We start from the raw sequence: 18808 nt of genomic DNA, 5'->3' as shown, positions 1-18808 counted from the left end.
CTCTAAAGCTATAAGGGAGCGAAGTATCGCTAAGAAAGTTTTAGTTATAAGTGATAAATAACTTTGTCAGTTGTATCAAAACCAATCAGTTTTTTCTGTTGTAACTTACCAATCAAGTCATTTACTTCTTCGGCAGTTAACTTTTTTGCAAACACAGAATTAGTGTAAGTGATTAAAGATTGGCGTTTAGTTGGCCTGCTTCGCGGGCTTTGCTTAAGCAGCTCAGTTAAGCGTTCAAGGCTATTTAGCTCAGCCTTCGACTTTAGGTCTGAAACTTTTTGTCCAAACAAAGGAATCCCTGTCAACTCATCCTGTCGCTGTACTTTAATTTTCTTACTATGCAAATGACCAACTAAGGCATCATAGCCTTTATCTTTGGAAATTATATAAAAACTGTGATCAGGTTTCTGGCATGCTAACTGACCTAGGTAATAGGCTAGTACAAAATCCAAGGCATTTTTTGCGGATACATGAACCTCTACCAGTTGAGCTTGGCCTTTGAACTGTATTAGCTGCTTGACCAGACTGACGGGTAAATTATGCTGCTTTGCGCCTAGCAAAATCAGTAATTCGACTGGCTGATCTTGCAATAGACTGAGATCAAGAGTTGGTACATTTTCAAAATCAACAAAGATGTGGTGGCTTATAACAAGGCTAGTCATTTTTTTAATCACCCCTAAGCTTTAGGCACCATCTTTGCCTAGCCAAACATTTGAGTCAATTTTATACGATAGCGTCAACTACACATTGGCATTTACTCCAACCCCAAACTCAACTGCTCCGGCTTCCAAGGCTCCACAAAATGCACCCCAATCCTCAATAAACGCTCCTCGCTTAAAGAAGTGGTTGTTTGGGCTGTAGTCAAGACAAAATCATGGAAGCGGATTTTCACCATCGCTTGGCAGATCGACTCAAAACATCGTATGGTGTGTGCACTGATAAAATAACTACCTAATTCTGGAGGATCTTCCCATGTGGGACGTGTTGCGCACCCGTGGTTTTTTCGCCTTTATCACTATGGCATTTTTGAATGCCTTTGTAGATTTAGGGCATAAAATTCTAATTCAGAACACAGTGTTTAAGCTGTATGACGGTCAAGAGCAGATTGTGCTTTCGACTTTAGTCAATGCCTTGATTTTGCTGCCATTTATTTTGTTATTTACTCCAACCGGCTTCCTTGCAGACAAATACCCTAAAGTACAAGTTATGCGCTATAGCGCTTGGGCAGGTTTAGGGATGGTGCTGCTCATCACCTTCAGTTACTACATGGGTTGGTTCTGGTTTAGTTTCGCCCTCACTTTTTTCTTAGCCGTACACAGTGCTTTTTATTCACCCGCGAAAATGGGCTATATCCGCGAATTGCTGGGCGATAAACAACTACCTCAAGGCAATGCCTTTGCTCAATCAACGGTAACGCTCGCCATTATGCTGGGAACTCTAGTCTTTTCAGTATTCTTTGAACTAGTGCTACCGAATAACCAAAACTTCACAAATGCTGAAGACATTTTCCGTTATTTTGCCCCTTTGGGCTGGTTACTGGTGTTAATTACTGGAGTGGAAATTTGGCTGTCTTATCAACTTCCAAATACGCGCAGTATTGATCCTGACATGAAATATGCTTGGCAGGACTATTTAAAGGGTAAGACTGGTTTAGCTACGTTTTCATGGGTCAAGGGCCAGCCATTAATTTGGTTATCAATTGTCGGCCTATCGGTGTTCTGGGCAGTCGCGCAAGTTATTCTCGCTACCTACCCTGCATACAGCAAACAATACTTAGGCATGACTAATGTAGCCTTGGTACAAATGTTGATGGCCTGTGCAGGCATCGGCATTGTGCTTGGCTCACTCTGGGCTGGGCGCTTATCGCGCACGCATATTGAAACTGGCCTCATTCCAGTCGGTGCTTTGGGTGTAATGTTGAGTGTGGCTTTGGTCACTTGGTTTGAAAATCCAGCTTGGCAGGCGGCTAACTTCTTATTTTTAGGTGTAATGGGTGGTTTATTCATGGTGCCGCTCAGTGCTTTGATGCAATACCACTCGCCGAGCCAACATTTAGGGCGAGTGCTCGCTGCTTATAATCTAGTGAGCACTGCTGTGATGTTGCTGTTCCTACTAGTCACGATGGCTTTAGCTTGGTATGGCATCGGCAGCAAACTTTTATTTTTTGTGTTGAATATCGTGGTGATTGCGGGAGCCTTGTATACGGTTTATCAATTACCACAATCCCTATTACGTTTCATTGCTAGCCGCTTTTTTCATGCTGCGTATCGCTTAAAAGTGATTGGTTTTGAAAATCTACCCACGAGTGGTGGTGTCTTATTACTTGGCAATCATATTAGCTGGATTGACTGGGCTTTAGTCCAAATGGCTTCACCACGCCAAGTCCGCTTTGTGATGGAGCGTGGCTATTATGAGCGCTGGTATTTAAAAGGCGTGCTGGATTTGTTCGGTGTGATTCCGATTGCAAGTGGTTCTAGTAGTGAATCTTTAGCCGAAATTGCACGGTTACTACAAAAAGGTGAGATGGTTTGCCTATTTCCAGAAGGTGCGATTAGTCGCACTGGCCAACTTTCCGAATTTAAACGTGGTTATGAAAAAGCAGTACACGGTACTGAGGCAACGATTATTCCATTCTATTTACATGGACTCTGGGGCAGTCGGTTTTCACGCTCTAGTGGTTTCTTGCGAGAAGCCCGTCAGTCTGGTTTGAAGCGCGATATTATTGTGTCTTTTGGGAAACCCTTACCAAGTGATACCCCCGCCTATCAACTCAAGCAGCATATTTTTGATTTATCCTTTACTTCATGGGAAGCGTATTCACATATTATTGACCCCATTCCAGTCAGTTGGGTGCGCTCTGCAAAACGCTTGAGTTTCCGCATGGGCGCGACGGATGTGATGGGTGAACCGCTTGGCAATAATCGTTTAATGACAGCGGTATTTAGCTTTGCCAATATCATTCGCCAGCGTAGTCCTGAACAAAACATTGGGATTTTACTGCCGACCAGTAGCGGCAGCACAATTGCCAATATGGCGGTACTGACTTTAGGAAAAACCGTAGTTAATCTGAATTATACCGCCAGCGCGGAGGCCTTACAGAGTGCGGCGCAGCAAGCGGAATTAAAAAACCTTTATACCTCCAAACTCTTCCTGAAAAAGCTCTTGGAGCGCGGTATTGATATTGCTACTGCCTTGCCAAATTTGAATCTGATTTATATGGAGGATTTAAAAGCGGGTATGGCTAAATCACAGCTCATTCTGACGATGCTCGCTGTGGTGATCTTTCCGACTCGTTTGTTACAGCTTTTGTATTTGCGTCATGTGCATTTGGATAATACGGCAGCAATCTTATTTTCGAGTGGTAGTGAAGGTGCACCTAAAGGTGTGGAGCTTTCACATCGGAATCTAGCGATTAACTCGCGCCAAATTGCCGATATGCTCAATACTCGTGAAGATGATGTCTTGATGGGCACACTACCTGCCTTTCATGCTTTCGGTTTATTAGCGAGTACCTTTATGCCTTTATCGGAAGGTATTCCAATTGTTTGCCACCCCGACCCTACCGATGCAGTGAATATTGCTAAAGGGATTGCCCGCTATGACGCTACTATTCTATTCGGAACAGCAACCTTCTTACGTTTATATGCACGTAATCAGCGCGTGCATCCTTTAATGTTTAACTCCTTACGCTATGTAGTGGCAGGGGCAGAAAAGTTACCGCCCGAAGTCCGCCAACTGTTTAGCCAGCGTTTCAATAAAGCCATTTTAGAGGGTTATGGGACTACTGAAACTTCCCCAGTGGCCAGCGTGAATGTCCCTGATAAATTAGACCCAGGTAGTTGGCGTGTGCAACCGGGGAGTCGTGAAGGCACAGTCGGTATGCCCTTGCCCGGTACTAGCTTTCGGATTGTTGACCCAGTGAGTTTAGAGCAATTACCCACTGGTACGGATGGCCTCATCCTGATTGGTGGCCCACAAGTGATGAAGGGTTATCTGAAAAATCCGGAAAAAACTGCAGAAGCAGTGGTTGAAATTGCAGGGCAGCGTTGGTACAAATCAGGGGATAAAGGCCATGTGGATGAGGATGGCTTCCTCACGATTGTGGATCGCTATTCACGCTTTGCCAAACTAGGCGGGGAAATGGTAAGCCTCACGGCCGTTGAACAAGCGATTCGCCAAGCTCTCAAAGAACCTGAGCTTGACTTAGTTGCTGTGAACTTTCCGGATGAGAAAAAAGGCGAAAAAGTGGTACTTCTAATGGGTGGCGAACATGACCCTAAGACAGTGAAAAAGCAGCTTATAGAAAGTGGTATGAATCCTTTAATGATTCCTGCTGAAATCTATGAAGTGGAAGCCGTACCTAAACTAGGCAGCGGTAAAACTGATTTTGCCACTGCACGGAAAGTTGCCCAAAGTGCAATGATCTAAAACTAGCCAGCAAAGCTATAGGCTAGACAGCTTATAGCTCTTTGCGTAGGGCGATCAAACGTCCAAAAACTCGTTGTGCCCATTCAATACAATCCAATGGCCGTTCTTCTAGCGGACTTCGCCCCCGATAGAGCAAGCGATACTCAGACTTACTACCTTCGCCAGGATGATGATCATTGCCTATCCATTCTTTTTGTCCCTCGCGCAGCCTAGTATCAAAAGCTGCATTGCCCCCTTTTTCTGCCATCTTCCATGCTGATTTAGGGAAGAAAGGTAAAGGTTGCTGTAAACCTTGCCAATAACCTTCCAGCAAAGTGCTTAGCTCCTCAATTGCATCAGGAATTTCAGTGAGCTGCCAAATCTTATCTACTGTATAAAGCTGAGTGACTGCTGACCACTGTGGTGGGCGCTCACAAACATTCAAAGCAAGATGTTGAATCCAGAGGCTCACCCACTGCCAGACACCCAAATGCCCAAAATGATAAACCTGAATCCCAACAGGACTCACGCCAGAAATTTGCCCCTGCACATTAAATGACCCAAGCTTTAGATTCAAATCAAGTGTACGCTGTTCAACCAGTTGGGGTAAGCGCTCAAACAGCGCTTGAACTTGTTCCATTTGCTCATCAAACAGCAATTCACCCGGTTTGCCATGTGGTAGTAAACCTTGAGCACGCAAGAGTGGTTGCATCTGCGCTAACTCACCGCCCTGCTGTAAATGTTTTAAGGCTTGCTCACTCATCAAACTATCCGCGAAAGCTTCTAAAGCAAAAGGTTCACGCTCTGCTAAGTCCTCAGCGGTTTCAGTAATCTTTAAATCAAATTGACGCTGTAAAAAAACGCGGGCTGGATTACGATAAAAATGAATTAATTCAGTTAAATTAACTTGCCGTAACGATTCATCAGGCTCGGGTAAAATTTCGCAATCCCAGAAGCAACTCGTAATTTTTTTCTCAGCATCTTGCTGCTGCAAAGCTAGATAATCTTGAGCATAAGTGAATAGTCTATCGTCTGCTTGAAAATAGCGTGGGCTAAAAGCCTGCAAAGGATGACGTACAATAAACTTATCCGCGTTTAGGTCAAAACGCTTTTCTAAATAATCGAGTAGCTCACTCACCAGTACTGAAGGCATTAACTCACTATTATCTTGAATACTTTGCCCTACATAACTGATGTAGAAATAATCCCGTGCTGATAGCAAGCTCTCTAAGAATAAATAGCGATCCTCTTCGCGCCGTGAACGATCCCCTTTACGCTTTTTGTCCGCCGCTAACAAATCAAAACTCAGGCGAGTATCTTGACGTGGGAAGCCACCATCTTGCATGCCTAACAAAGCAACAACTCGAAACGGTACACTACGCATCGGCATCAAATTACAGAAAGTAATCCCCTGCCCTAAAAATCCTGACTCTTGGCTAGTTTGCTCTAGCTCGCGGCGTAAAGCCGATTTGAATACCGACCATGCGACCTTTTCTGTAAACTCAGCCTGTTGTGCAGTCGTTAAAACCTTATCAATCCCCCGAAACACCGTTTGAGTTTCAGCTTCACGCGGGAAAAGCTGCTCCACCATCTTGCCAAAGCGGCTTGCCCAATCCTCTAAACTCGCGCGTTGACTCGCCCATTTCGACATTGAAAATAAAATATGCAAACACTGTTGGAAGCGCTCTAGGATTAAAGCTTGGCTACCTTCTAATTCATTGTAAGGTAAAACACCACCCAAAAGTTGCCCACCGGGTAAAGCAAAGCCCAGCAATAAACGATCGAGGCCATACATCCACGTATGTTCAAAGGTGGTTTGGCGCGTGAATTGTTGGCGAAACTCTGCATCCACGCCCCAACGAATATTAACCGCCCTGACCCATTCACGGCATTGCTGGACTTGGGCTTCATCTAAGCTAAAATGCTCACGAATCTCTGCATATGCCAATAATGTAAATACACTCTCAGCCTCAAATCGCCCTTGGGGTAGCTCCAACAATTGCGCACAAGCTGCACTAATCGTCATCGCTTGCGATAAGCGCTGATCGGCAATGCTATACGGTAAACGAACAGCAGAAGCACCAAACACTGACTCAATAAACGGTGCATAGGTATTAATATCGGGCGACATCACTACAATATCAGCAGCAGTTAAATCAGGATGACGCTCTAAGATGGCCAATAGCTGATCGTAAAACACCTCGACTTCGCGCAGGGCGGAATGACAAGCATGAACAGCGATGGATTGATCCTGCTGACTGAGAATCTCAGAAAAATCTTGATGTTTAGGGACATCTGCTAAATTCAAAATATCATTTTGTAGGATATGTAATCTGCTTGCGATATCTGGCTCTAGAAAATACTCTAATTCCTGCGGATAAGGTTCGGAATTACGGATAATCTCGATAAAATCACGGCCTTGAATGCCCCAAGAAGCTAACAGTGGGTTACCTACCATTACATAGTCTTGTTCGGTTGGTTTATATCGCATCCGTCGCTTATTCGATTCGATATCCCCCCAATAATGCATGGAGGGGTTCATCATAAAAAAATGAATATCGACGCGCTCTGCCACTTTAGCAATCAACTCAATATAAGCAGGTGACAAGGCCGGAATAGAAAAGAAAATAATCTGTGAGGGTAACAGCTCAGTAGAAATATGATCCAACTCTTGAATAAAATGACTTTGTAAATTGACCCAATGTTCTAGTTGTGGCTCACCAATCACTATTTTCCAGAGTTTTTCCTGCCAATTTACGGTTGTGGTTTGGCGCTCCCAGTTATGTACCCAATCAGGCCGAAAAAATAGATAGCCATCAAACACCCCAGCAAGCTGTTGTGCTAACTGCCAAGCGCTATCATCTTGACCAGCTTGTAAATAATGACCTAAATAAGCTTGATGCTGCTCGGGATTACACAAAAGCTCTTGTAGTAAACGCCAACGTAAGACCTCAATAGCACAAGGATTGTGATCGGCAATTGTTAATACCCTTCGTAGTAAATCCCAAGTTAGCTCTGCCGGGAACAAGTAAGCGAGATTAGCCGAAACTCCAGTCAGTTGCGCCAACTGCATAGATAGCCAACGCCCCATCCCTGCATTTTGCACAACCACAGAGATAGCTTTAAAGGGATCTGCTTTGGTTTTTGTTAACTGCTCAGCAAAACTGGCTGCTAAAGTTTCAAGGCGATTACTATGATGCAAATAAAGCATAAGAAGTCTATCAATCACTGAAAATCAATCTAGATTATGCCATAACCTAGTGCTTAACTGAGGCAATTTCATGTTGCAGACTCACGACATGCAATCCTACCTTGCTATTAACTGCAGTTTTCTAGACAATTCGCAGTGCTGTTGGCTCTGAGCAATTCTTATAACAACAAACCTTACCCCAACTCCTTAATTTTATTTTATTTTTGATACTGTCATGCTCACGGTAGGGCGGTAGCGTCCCCGAATTATGCCATCTTTTATAAGAAAAACAGTCAGTTTATTAATCGCTTGCGGCCTTGCATGGCTAAGTGTAGCTTTTTGTTTGGGCGGCATCGTGCCCTATGATTTCGTAGAGTCGAAAACACCGCCTAGTGCGCTAACCGATAAATGGAGGGTCTTGGGCGCCGATCAATTAGTAGCGGTATCTGAACGTGCTTTGTTGGGTAATAACTTGAACAAAGCTGAACAAGCAGCCACTACTGCCTTACTACGTGACCCCACCCATGGTGGTGCCGCTACTCAATTAGCACTTATTTACCTGCGTCAAGGTAAAACGATGGAAGCTGATCGAATGGCCGAACGTGCTCAATTACTTTGGCCGAGTCGTTGCTCGACCAATTTGAGCTTGGTACGCTTTTGGAAAGAACGTGGGCAAACTGAAAAAGGCTTAAAATTATTACCTAAAGGATGTAAGAACTAATGCGTACCTTTCAGGAAAATTTATTAGTTTTAATTGCCTCAGGATTAATTATTTTTGCCCCCCTATTCCGCAGTGGTAAAACCTCTTTAGCACTAATGACGATGGAGCTGATAGGTATTGCACTATTACTGATTATTTTTTGGGGTAATTTAGCTAAAGATCGTTTAGAAAAGCCTATCAGGTGGTTTTTAGTCGGAAGCTTATTATGCGCTTTAGCGTATTTAATTCCTTTACCTCATGCAGTTCGGGAGCAATTACCGGGGCGCACTTTTTATGCAGAACATCTAGCTTGGCTTAATACTAGCTATAGTGCTTGGAGCTACCAAGCACTCTCCTTAATTCCCATTCGCACGATAGCAGGCCTACTTGCCTTGCTAGCCCCACTAGCGCTATTTCTTACTGCAATTAGCCTACCTGCACGCAAAGTTACATGGCTCATCTTAGTTTTACTCCTGACCGCTTTCAGTCAGGCAATACTCAGCATGGGACAATATTTTATTCAAGATCAAGATTTATTCTTTAGAGTTTGGTCAGGTGGTGTTCCTTTAGGAACTTATATTAACCAAAACCATTTGGTAGCCTTTATGGAAATGGTTGAACCTTTAGCGATTGGCTTGATGATGATGGCTATTCTGAGTCAAAATTTAGGTATAACTCTTAAAATTATTTTAGCTACTTTGTTCGGCCTCATTTCACTGGCACTCACTTTTACCCCCCTACTGACTACGTCAAGAATGGGAGCTGCTTTATTAATAGTAAGTATTCTTTTATCGTTTTGGGCAATGACAACCCCAGAGATTCGCAAAAAAGTAGCTGCACCTATTTTTGCCTTGCGCTTTGTCTTATTAATTTTAGCGATTGTGATCCAGCTCAATGTGCTGCAACAAATTGTGACCATTACTTATGTAGATCGTTTAGCGCCGCAGGCGGCCTTAGGGGATCTAAGATGGGTTTTATACAGCACCACTTTTGAGGCCATTCAAAACTTCTTTCCGCTTGGTTCAGGACCTGGAACCACACCACAGGTTTATCAACTGTATCAGCCCACTACTATTAATGCCTTCGTGAATCACACCCATAATGATTTTATAGAGTTAATGCTAGATATGGGGATTTTTGGGCTACTAATAATCTGTCTATTAATGTTTTTTTATATACGGCGTTGGCGGCAATTATGGCAAGATAAATCCTCGGGCTTCAAACTCCTACAAACAGGTGCTGGAGTCGGTATTCTTTTAGCGCTACTGTATAGTTTCACAGATTTTGGCCTGCATACGCCTGCTAATGCCATTTTCTTTGCTTTCTTATTTGGTGTTTTCCTGCATAAAGAACAACTAACTTAAACTAATCAATCGTGAAGCATGAACAAACACCATAAAACCAGTTGGGATTTAACGGCTCGACAATTATGCGATTTAGAAATGCTACTGTGTGGCGCTTTTGCTCCGCTGCAAGGCTTTTTAAACCAGTCGGATTACGACAGCGTGGTTAATACCCTGCGTTTGGCTAATGGTCGCTTATGGCCGATGCCCATCACCCTAGATGTTAGTAGCTCTTTCGCAGCACAAGTCGAAGTCGGCGAAACTATCGAGTTACGTGATCCCGAAGGGGTTTTGCTTGCCCATCTGCATATCGAGTCAATCTGGACACCTGATAAACAGCTTGAAGCACAAAAAGTCTTAGGTAGTGATGATCCAGCCCACCCTGCTGTCTATTACCTTTATCACCAAGCAGGCTCGGTTTACCTAGGCGGAACACTGGAAAGTATTGAGCTGCCCCAGCACTATGATTATCGTCAGCATCGGCATACACCCGCTGAACTCAAAGCACTTTTTAAAAAACTCGGCTGGCACAAGGTAGTCGCTTTTCAAACTCGCAATCCCATGCATCGTGCTCACCAAGAACTCACTTTTAGAGCGGCACGTGAGTTAGAGGCTAATTTGCTGTTACATCCTGTGGTTGGCATGACCAAACCCGGTGACATCGACCATTTCACCCGCGTGCGCTGTTATGAGCAAATTCTTAAGTATTATCCCGAACAGACCACATTTCTGAGCTTACTCCATTTAGCGATGCGGATGGCGGGGCCACGTGAAGCCGTTTGGCATGCTTTGATTCGTAAAAACTATGGTTGTACCCATTTCATTATTGGTCGTGATCATGCAGGTCCTGGCAAGAATAGCCTAGGTGAAGATTTTTACCCGCCTTATGCTGCCCAAGAACTGGCCAAAGCTTTTGAAGCAGAAATAGGCATCCAGATCGTCAGTTTTGAGAATATGGTTTATGTGCAAGATCGTGCAGAATATTTACCCGAATCCGAAGTACAATCGGGAGAAACGGTTTTAAATATTTCCGGCACTGAGCTCAGACGGCGTTTACGCGAAGGCTTAGATATTCCTGCTTGGTTCTCCTACCCTTCTGTTATCAAAGAATTGCGGCGCTCTTATCCACCCCGCCATCAGCAAGGTTTTACTGTTTTTTTCACCGGCTTGTCAGGCTCTGGAAAATCGACGGTAGCCAATGCCTTGATGGTCAAACTGATGGAGATGGGCGGGCGTCCAGTGACTTTACTTGATGGGGATGTGGTTAGAAAAAACTTGTCAAGTGAATTGACCTTTTCTAAAGAGCATCGCGATTTAAATATCCGCCGGATTGGTTTTGTGGCAAGCGAGATCACTAAAAATGGTGGTATTGCAATTTGTGCACCCATTGCTCCTTATGCAGCGGTGCGGCGTGAAGTCCGTGAGCTTGTTGAAAACCACGGTGGTTTCATAGAGATTCATGTAGCCACACCGATAGAAGAATGTGAGCGGCGTGATCGAAAGGGTTTATATGCTAAAGCGCGAGCGGGTTTGATTAAGGGCTTTACAGGAATTGATGATCCCTACGAAATACCTGAATACCCTGAGCTTAAACTAGATACTAATCAAAATACTCCAGACGCATGTGCGCATAAGATTTTACTAACGCTGGAGCGCTTGGGTTTTATTAAGAACTAATTATAAAAAATTCATTTTAAAATTTGATCATGTAGTCCCAGATTGGCAAGTGCAGTACCAAAAAAAATAGCATCGTATTGACTTATCGAGCCTCTGGGAGTGGTTGTGTAAAAGTAGACGTTTGCACAGTGAAAAAACGTATTATCACTGTTTATGGAATTAATTAATTTCCAATTCCAATAGAAAATTTTTTAAAAAATTCATTATATTTAATTCTTTGACATTTCTTCAATTTATTTTTTTAAATATATATAAAAATCATGAAACTAGTTAACAAATCAATCATAGCTATTATTGGATTAGGTTATGTAGGCTTGCCGTTGGCAATTGAGTTTGGTAAAACCATAACCACCATTGGTTTCGATATAAACCAAAATCGTATACAAGAATTAAACGCTGGTAACGATCGCACATTAGAAGTGACAACTGAAGAACTAAAAGCATCGAAAAATTTAACCTATACCGACCAACTGGAACACTTAAGACAAGCAAATATCTTTATCATAACTGTTCCTACTCCTGTAGATGAGCATAAAAGGCCTGACTTAAGCCCACTACTTAAAGCCAGCGAAAGTGTTGGCAAAATTATTAAAAAGGGTGACATTGTTATTTATGAATCTACTGTTTATCCTGGCGCAACAGAAGAGGATTGCATACCACTTATTGAAAGAGTATCTAAACTAACTTTTAATAAAGATTTTTTTGCTGGCTATTCACCTGAACGGATTAATCCAGGAGATAAAGTTAATCGACTGACTACTATTAAGAAAATCACCTCTGGTTCTACTCCAGAAACAGCAGATTTTATAGATGACTTGTACAAAACAATCATTAAGGCGGGAACGCACAAAGCCCCTAGCATTAAAGTCGCGGAAGCAGCAAAAATTATTGAAAATACTCAGCGTGATTTAAATATCTCACTTATGAATGAACTAAGTATTATTTTTTCTAGAATGGGAATTGATACTTTAAGTGTACTTGAAGCAGCTGGCACTAAATGGAATTTCTTGCCTTTTCGTCCTGGTTTAGTAGGAGGACACTGTATTAGTGTTGATCCGTATTACCTTACTGATAAGGCAGAAAAGCTTGGATATATTCCTCAAGTAATCCTTGCTGGTCGACGTATTAATGACAATATGGGACGTTATGTAGCGAGAACTACTGTGAAAAAAATGATTCAAAACGGTGTTAATCCTAATGGTTCACGCGTAGGAGTATTAGGAATAACCTTTAAGGAAAACTGCCCTGATATTCGCAATTCAAAAGTCATAGACATTGTACGGGAGTTAGAGGACTTTGGTGTTATTCCAGTAGTTAGTGACCCATGGGCTAATCCTGTTGAGGTGGCAGATGAGTACAACGGACTTACACTTACTGACTTAAAACCACAGACTCCAGTAGATGCTTTAATTGTAGCAGTTGCTCATGATCAATTTGTACAGTTGACCCCCCAAGTATTACACTCTTTACTTCGTGGTAATAAGCCTGTTATTGCAGATGTAAAATCTCTCTACGACACCCAAGCCTTAGAAGCTCTTCATATTACTACATGGCGTCTCTAATTATGTTTCTAACTATTTCTGAACGTAAAATTCGTATAGCTATTGTAGGTTGTGGGCGAATTGCCAAAAATCATTTCGCATCTATAGAAAAGCATCTACAGGATTTAGAATTAGTCGCAATTTGTGATATTGCCCCGAATCAGTCAGCTCCTTATGCTGAACAGTATGGTATTCCAGCTTATATACATATGGAAACGATGCTCCAACAACACAACCTTGATCTAGTTGTGTTGTGTACGCCTAGTGGTCTTCATCCTGAACAGACTATTTTAGCAGCCAAATATAAGATTAATGTCATTACAGAAAAGCCTATGGCAACTCGCTGGTCTGATGGTGTACGCATGGTTAAAGCATGTGATGATGCAGGTGTGCGGTTATTTGTTGTCAAACAAAATCGTCTCAATACTACATTACAACTACTAAAGCGGAGTATAGAGGAAAAGCGCTTTGGTAAGATTCATCTGGTACACCTCAACGTATTTTGGACGCGCCCCCAATCTTACTATGATCAAGGTAATGGGTGGCGTGGTACATGGGAATTTGATGGTGGGGCATTTATGAACCAAGCGAGCCATTATGTCGATTTACTAGATTGGCTAATTGGTCCTGTCGAAAAAGTACAGGCCATGACTAGTACAACTCGTGATATTGAAGTAGAAGATACCGGGGTGATGAATATTCGCTGGCGTAATGGTGCTTTGGGTTCTATGAGCGTCACTATGCTTACCTATCCTAAAAACTTAGAAGGCTCTATCACGATTTTAGGTGAGAACGGAACGGTTCGTATTGGTGGTGTAGCTGTCAATGACATTCAAATTTGGAATTTTGACAAACCATGTGATTATGATGAACAAATTCAGAGTGCCAATTATGAAACAACTTCTGTTTATGGTTTTGGTCACCCTCTGTATTATAGAAATGTAGTTAATGTGATGCGTGGTCTAGCTGAGCCAGAAACCGATGGGCGTGAAGGTTTAAAATCACTAGAGCTGCTTATTGCTACTTATCTTTCAGCGCGGGATGGCAAAACAATTTCTTTGCCTTTGGAGTATTAGCCATGTCTGATATTTTTGTTCACCCTACTGCAATTATTGATAATGGAGCGAAAATTGGCGCAGGCAGTCGGGTTTGGCACTGGGTACATATTTGTGGTGGTGCATGTATTGGTAGCGATGTTTCTCTTGGACAAAATGTGTTTATTGGCAATAATGTATTAATTGGCGATCAGTGCAAGATACAAAATAATGTGTCAGTGTATGACAATGTGATACTAGAAGAAGGCGTATTTTGCGGCCCTAGCATGGTGTTCACCAATGTATATAATCCACGCGCTTTGATCGAACGAAAAAACGAGTATCGCAATACTTTAGTCAAACGTGGGGCAACCTTAGGCGCAAACTGCACCATAGTCTGTGGTGTCACCATTGGCGAGTATGCGTTTATCGGTGCAGGTTCAGTGGTGAATAAAGATGTACCTGCTTATGCACTTATGGTTGGAGTACCAGCCAAGCAGATTGGCTGGATGAGTGAGTATGGCGAGAAATTAGATTTACCACTAAGTGGCGAATACACTGCAGTATGCTTACATACCAAGCAAACTTATCAACTCCATAATGGCCAATGCAAAAGAGTCTCCTAATCATATGACCCAATCCATAATTCCCTTTATTGATCTAAGAATACAATACAAAGTTCTAGAAGCACAAATTAAACAGCGTATTGATGCAGTTTTGACACATGGTCAATATATTATGGGGCCTGAGGTTGCTGAACTTGAAAACCGCCTAACTGCCTATACAGGCGCCAAACACTGTATCACTGTCGCTAGTGGTACCGAGGCCTTGTTGATTAGTTTGATGGCTTTAGAGATTCGACCAGGCGATGAAGTAATTACTACACCTTTTACCTTTGTCGCAACTGCTGAAGTAATTGTGTTACTAGGCGCGAAACCAGTTTTTGTCGACATTGAACCAGATACTTGTAACATCAATGTGAATTTGATTGAAGCAAAGATTACACATAAAACCAAAGTTATTATGCCAGTAAGTTTGTATGGCCAACCTGCAAATATGGATGAAATTAACACAATTGCTGTTAAGTATAATTTATCCGTTATTGAGGATGCAGCACAAAGTTTTGGAGCTACATATAAGGGTATTAAAAGTTGTAACCTTTCTACAATAGGATGTACAAGCTTTTTTCCGAGTAAACCGTTAGGTTGTTACGGAGATGGTGGAGCGATTTTTACTAATCATGATCAAATCGCTCAAGCTTGCAAAGAGATTCGTGTACATGGACAAAGCCGACGTTATTACCATACACGAGTCGGTGTGGGGGGGCGAATGGATACACTACAATGTGCAATATTACTAGCAAAGCTAGAACGGTTTGATTGGGAAGTGGAGCAGCGTCTTGCTATTGGACAACAATATAATCAGCTAATGGATCAAGCTGAGATTCAACGGGTGCAGCAACGTGACGATCGGACGAGTGTGTTTGCACAGTATACAGTCTTAGTAGATGAGCGTGAGCAGATAGAAAAACACTTTAGGGCGGCGGGAATTCCAACAACAGTGCATTATCCAGTACCCTTGAATAATCAACCTGCTTATCAGCATTTATGTAATAAAGATCACACACCAGTCGCCAAAGAGATAGCGCAACGAGTGATGAGTTTGCCAATGGGAGCAGATTTAAGCCTAGCAGATCAAGCAAGAGTTGTTGAGATAATATCCACAAACAAGCTCACATCTTACGACTGACTAGCGGTTTAAGGTTCAAATATTGTCCTATCCTCTAACTCCAAATGCTCATTAAGCGAATAAAGTCTAGCCACTTTGCCAAGAGTGTAGCTATTCTATTTTCTGGTACAGTGATAGCACAAGCAATCCCAATTGCGGTTAGCCCTGTCTTAACCCGGATTTATAGACCTGATGAGTTTGGTTTATTAGCTATTTATGTAGCTTGTGTCACAGTACTCTCTGTAATCGCCACTATGCGTTTTGAATTGGCCATTACTTTACCTGATAACCATCTTGATGCTGCTAACCTCGTCATACTAACCTTAAAGGTATGTACACTCATCAGTGCTCTGTTGTTTATTCCTATCACTTTGTTTGGTCGTGATATAACAGTAGCGCTTGGTCATGAGCAGTTAGCGCTTTGGCTATATCTACTGCCACTATCGGTGTTAGCCAGCGGTGTCTTCAGCACCCTCCAGTTTTGGTATAATCGGCTTAGTAAGTACAAAATAATAGCCATTAACCGGGTGCAACAATCACTACTGACTGCTAGCACACAGATAGGTTTTGGTTTAAGTAAGGTAAGCGGCGGGTTATTAATAGGCAGCGTTTTTTCCAATTTGATCTTTACCAGTTGGATAGGTCGAAAACTATGGGAACATAATAAAACGCTTTTCAAACAAACCGACTTTCAAGCACAACTGCAGCTAGCACGGCGTTATTCATCTCATCCTAAATACATTGCTCCCTCACAACTGATTGGGGTAACTGCACAGCAAATACCGCTCTTGATAATCAGCAGTGTCTACTCGCTAGCAGCAACTGGTTTTTTTTCTCTAGCTTTTCGATTAGTCAGCCTACCAACTACTCTAGTTGCAAGTGCCATCGGTGATGTCTATCGTCAGAAAATCGCCGAAGAATATAACCAAAAAGGTGAATTCCGTACTATCTTTCTTAAAACCCTCATTGCTACGTCCAGCTTGGCATTGTTACCATCATTAATATTGTATGCGTCTGCGCCTACTTTATTTGCTTTACTATTCGGAGAGTCTTGGCGTATTGCTGGAGAGTATGCTCAGATTTTGATTATTTCGGCCTATGTTCAGTTTATCTTCACACCTATTGATAAGGGTGCTTTAGTCGTTGGAGCTAACAGATATATTTTTATCTGGCATTGTGTCCGACTTGTTGCTTTAACTATCTTATTTTTTTACGCTTTCTATCAAAAACCATCCATCGAGCTTATTTTATATCTATTTGCGTTAATTAATATCACACTTTATTTGGTCGATGGAATTGTAGAATATTGGTTATCAGGAAAACACTATTAATGTCTTATGTTACAGTCGCTAAAAAATACACACCAGAATCTGTAAAACGACTTGTAGCTCGTTTTCGTAAGTTATTTATCTATCATAATTATGATTCATCACAATATTGGAAGAAGCGTGCAGCTGATCCTGATCAGGCTGCAGTACTATGGACTAATCAGGAATACAACAGCCTTTATCGCCAAGATCAACAAACAATTCTAGAGCCATATTTTAAGCAGCTTGTACCCCAAGCTAGTGTGTTAGACATTGGCTGTGGAATAGGGGTTGTTGCCAGCATGATCACCCGCATGAACCCAACTCTTAAAGTTGATGCGGTTGATTTTCCAGAAATGATCGCTGTGGCAACAACTAAAAACGCGGGCGTCCAAATTAATTATATCGCTTGCGAAGCAGAGAATTATTATAGTGAGCAACCCTATTCTCTTATCTTGTCATCAGGGTGTTACTCAGCCATTCGTGATATCAGTAAGCTTGAGCAATCACTCCACTACGCATCAGAAATGCTAGCTACAAATGGGTTACTTATTATGATCGATCCATTTCACCGCTGGAATTACTTAGCTAGAGCAAAGTATGGTAGCCAGGATGTGATAAACTATTTTTCTGGCAAAGGCTTAGTCTTAGAAAAAAAATCAGGCATACTGTTCTGGCCTTTTAGAGAGTGGCTCGCTAATTCAGATTACACAGGAGAACATCTTAAGAAGCGCTACTTATTAGGTGAAAAATTACTTGCCCTCTTGGGGAAGCATTTCTGGGCTGACTATAAAGTATTGGTTTTTAGGAAAATTTAAATGCCCATCTGCCAATATGTGTTAGGTAGTTTATTGGCTTTGCTTCCCTACAAGGTAATAGTATTGCTTTTTCAGAAAGCATTAAATATCCATAATTTTTTACTGCCCACTCGGTTCTACTTCTCAGGACGTGTTGCTTTATACCGCATGGCCTTAGCATGTAAAAAAGAAAATACTATCGCCCTTCTACCCGATTATATTTGCAATGTTGTACACAAAGCTTTCCAAGAAGCAGGCGTTCATATATGCAGTTACCCGACTGATAAATATTTTGAGCCTTCCATTCAAGCTATTCAGCAACACGCAAAAGACCAAGTCTCCCTAATACTTTGCTTAGCCCCAATTATGGGTGCTGAAGGAGGTCTATCTTGGGCTTTTTCTCCTGAAGGTAAAAACTGGCGTACTCAAAATAATGTTACCTTATTCATAGACCTATCTCAGGGTATTTCCCGCCTGAAACAGTTAAGTCATGCTGATCTAGACCAGCAAATTGTCCTTATGGCTAGCTTCAACAACAAGGCATTTCCTAGTGTAATGGGCGCTGTAGTCATTAGTAATCTCGACGACCCCTTATTGAGTGCTGCAACAGATTTTGAGCAGTTAGGTATAGTTAAGCAGCTTGTTAAACGAATCATCAAGCCAATTTTCAGCATAGGTAACAAACCGGCCGATTCTTACTTGGTTGAACAAGACTACCCTAGCACTTTTGAGTATTCCTATTGTCAACAGTTTCCCTATACCTTTGCACACAGTGGTGCTACCAAACTACAGATTGCCGTCGCTACTGCAGGTCTGTGGTTTAGCAAATACTATCAGTGGTGCAAACAACGTTATTTGCAGAAAGGCTTGATTACTCCCCAACCAACTCCCTTCTATCTGTCAGCTCCTTATATTTTGGCTAAATCTGCTACCGCGCAGCTCAAAAAAAAGGCACCTTATGCTAGCCATGACCGCCCAAACTACAGTGAGCGCCCCAACACGCCGAGCTATCACTTTAAAGGCTTTGATGATCAATAGTGAAACCGTAAACTACAGACTTTGCTCAAACAATATTTGACGGTGA

Annotated in this window: 13 protein-coding genes; 11 read left to right on the top strand and 2 right to left on the bottom strand. The window is 42.2% G+C overall.

What is annotated here, in order from left to right; genetic code table 11:
- Positions 1-44: 44 nt before the first annotated feature.
- The gene (locus Q0307_RS07865; protein WP_298659085.1) at positions 45-662 is read right to left on the bottom strand and encodes a PIN domain-containing protein; all 618 of its coding nucleotides are present in this window, start codon (positions 660-662) and stop codon (positions 45-47) included.
- Between the two features lie 310 nt (positions 663-972).
- Here Q0307_RS07865 and Q0307_RS07860 point away from each other — a divergent pair, with 310 nt between their 5' ends.
- A complete protein-coding gene (locus Q0307_RS07860; RefSeq protein ID WP_298659082.1) occupies positions 973-4428 on the top strand; it encodes an acyl-[ACP]--phospholipid O-acyltransferase in 3456 nt (1151 codons plus the stop codon).
- 31 nt (positions 4429-4459) lie between these two features.
- On the opposite strand, the gene recC is transcribed toward Q0307_RS07860, so the two are convergent.
- The gene (recC, locus tag Q0307_RS07855; protein ID WP_298659079.1) at positions 4460-7618 is read right to left on the bottom strand and encodes an exodeoxyribonuclease V subunit gamma; all 3159 of its coding nucleotides are present in this window, start codon (positions 7616-7618) and stop codon (positions 4460-4462) included.
- Between the two features lie 247 nt (positions 7619-7865).
- On the opposite strand from recC, the gene Q0307_RS07850 reads away from it, so the two are divergent.
- The 10 genes from Q0307_RS07850 (at position 7866) to Q0307_RS07805 (ending at position 18762) form a co-directional block, all read left to right on the top strand.
- Positions 7866-8318: a hypothetical protein gene (locus tag Q0307_RS07850; protein ID WP_298659076.1), complete on the top strand. Its 453-nt coding sequence runs from the start codon at positions 7866-7868 to the stop codon at positions 8316-8318.
- Complete coding sequence (locus tag Q0307_RS07845) at positions 8318-9661, top strand: O-antigen ligase (RefSeq protein ID WP_298659074.1); 1344 nt, start codon at positions 8318-8320, stop codon at positions 9659-9661. The genes Q0307_RS07850 and Q0307_RS07845 overlap by 1 nt, the downstream gene beginning before the upstream one ends.
- An 18-nt stretch (positions 9662-9679) precedes the next feature.
- Positions 9680-11317, top strand: coding sequence for a bifunctional sulfate adenylyltransferase/adenylylsulfate kinase (locus Q0307_RS07840; RefSeq protein ID WP_298659071.1), 1638 nt, complete (start codon positions 9680-9682; stop codon positions 11315-11317).
- 260 nt (positions 11318-11577) lie between these two features.
- Entirely contained in the window at positions 11578-12879 is a 1302-nt protein-coding gene (locus Q0307_RS07835) for a nucleotide sugar dehydrogenase (protein WP_298659069.1), read from the top strand.
- 2 nt (positions 12880-12881) lie between these two features.
- Positions 12882-13934 (top strand): Gfo/Idh/MocA family oxidoreductase, encoded by a 1053-nt coding sequence (locus Q0307_RS07830; RefSeq protein WP_298659066.1) that lies wholly within the window; start codon positions 12882-12884, stop codon positions 13932-13934.
- A 2-nt stretch (positions 13935-13936) separates the two neighbouring features.
- The gene (locus Q0307_RS07825; protein WP_366936766.1) at positions 13937-14518 is read left to right on the top strand and encodes an acyltransferase; all 582 of its coding nucleotides are present in this window, start codon (positions 13937-13939) and stop codon (positions 14516-14518) included.
- Complete coding sequence (locus Q0307_RS07820) at positions 14493-15641, top strand: DegT/DnrJ/EryC1/StrS aminotransferase family protein (protein ID WP_298659064.1); 1149 nt, start codon at positions 14493-14495, stop codon at positions 15639-15641. The genes Q0307_RS07825 and Q0307_RS07820 overlap by 26 nt, the downstream gene beginning before the upstream one ends.
- Before the next feature lie 44 nt (positions 15642-15685).
- On the top strand, positions 15686-16951 hold the full coding sequence (locus Q0307_RS07815; RefSeq protein WP_298659060.1) for an oligosaccharide flippase family protein: 1266 nt from the start codon (positions 15686-15688) through the stop codon (positions 16949-16951).
- Positions 16951-17745 carry a class I SAM-dependent methyltransferase gene (locus Q0307_RS07810; protein WP_298659057.1) on the top strand — a complete coding sequence of 265 codons (795 nt, stop codon included), beginning with the start codon at positions 16951-16953 and terminating at the stop codon, positions 17743-17745. The genes Q0307_RS07815 and Q0307_RS07810 overlap by 1 nt, the downstream gene beginning before the upstream one ends.
- Positions 17746-18762 (top strand): hypothetical protein, encoded by a 1017-nt coding sequence (locus tag Q0307_RS07805; RefSeq protein ID WP_298659051.1) that lies wholly within the window; start codon positions 17746-17748, stop codon positions 18760-18762. It abuts the gene before it with no gap.
- The last annotated feature ends 46 nt before the right edge of the window (positions 18763-18808 follow it).

The sequence above is a fragment of the uncultured Thiothrix sp. genome (assembly GCF_937873765.1).
Taxonomy (GTDB): Bacteria; Pseudomonadota; Gammaproteobacteria; order Thiotrichales; family Thiotrichaceae; genus Thiolinea.
Note: the sequence above shows the minus strand (reverse complement) of the source record. Positions and strands in the feature narration are given on the sequence as shown.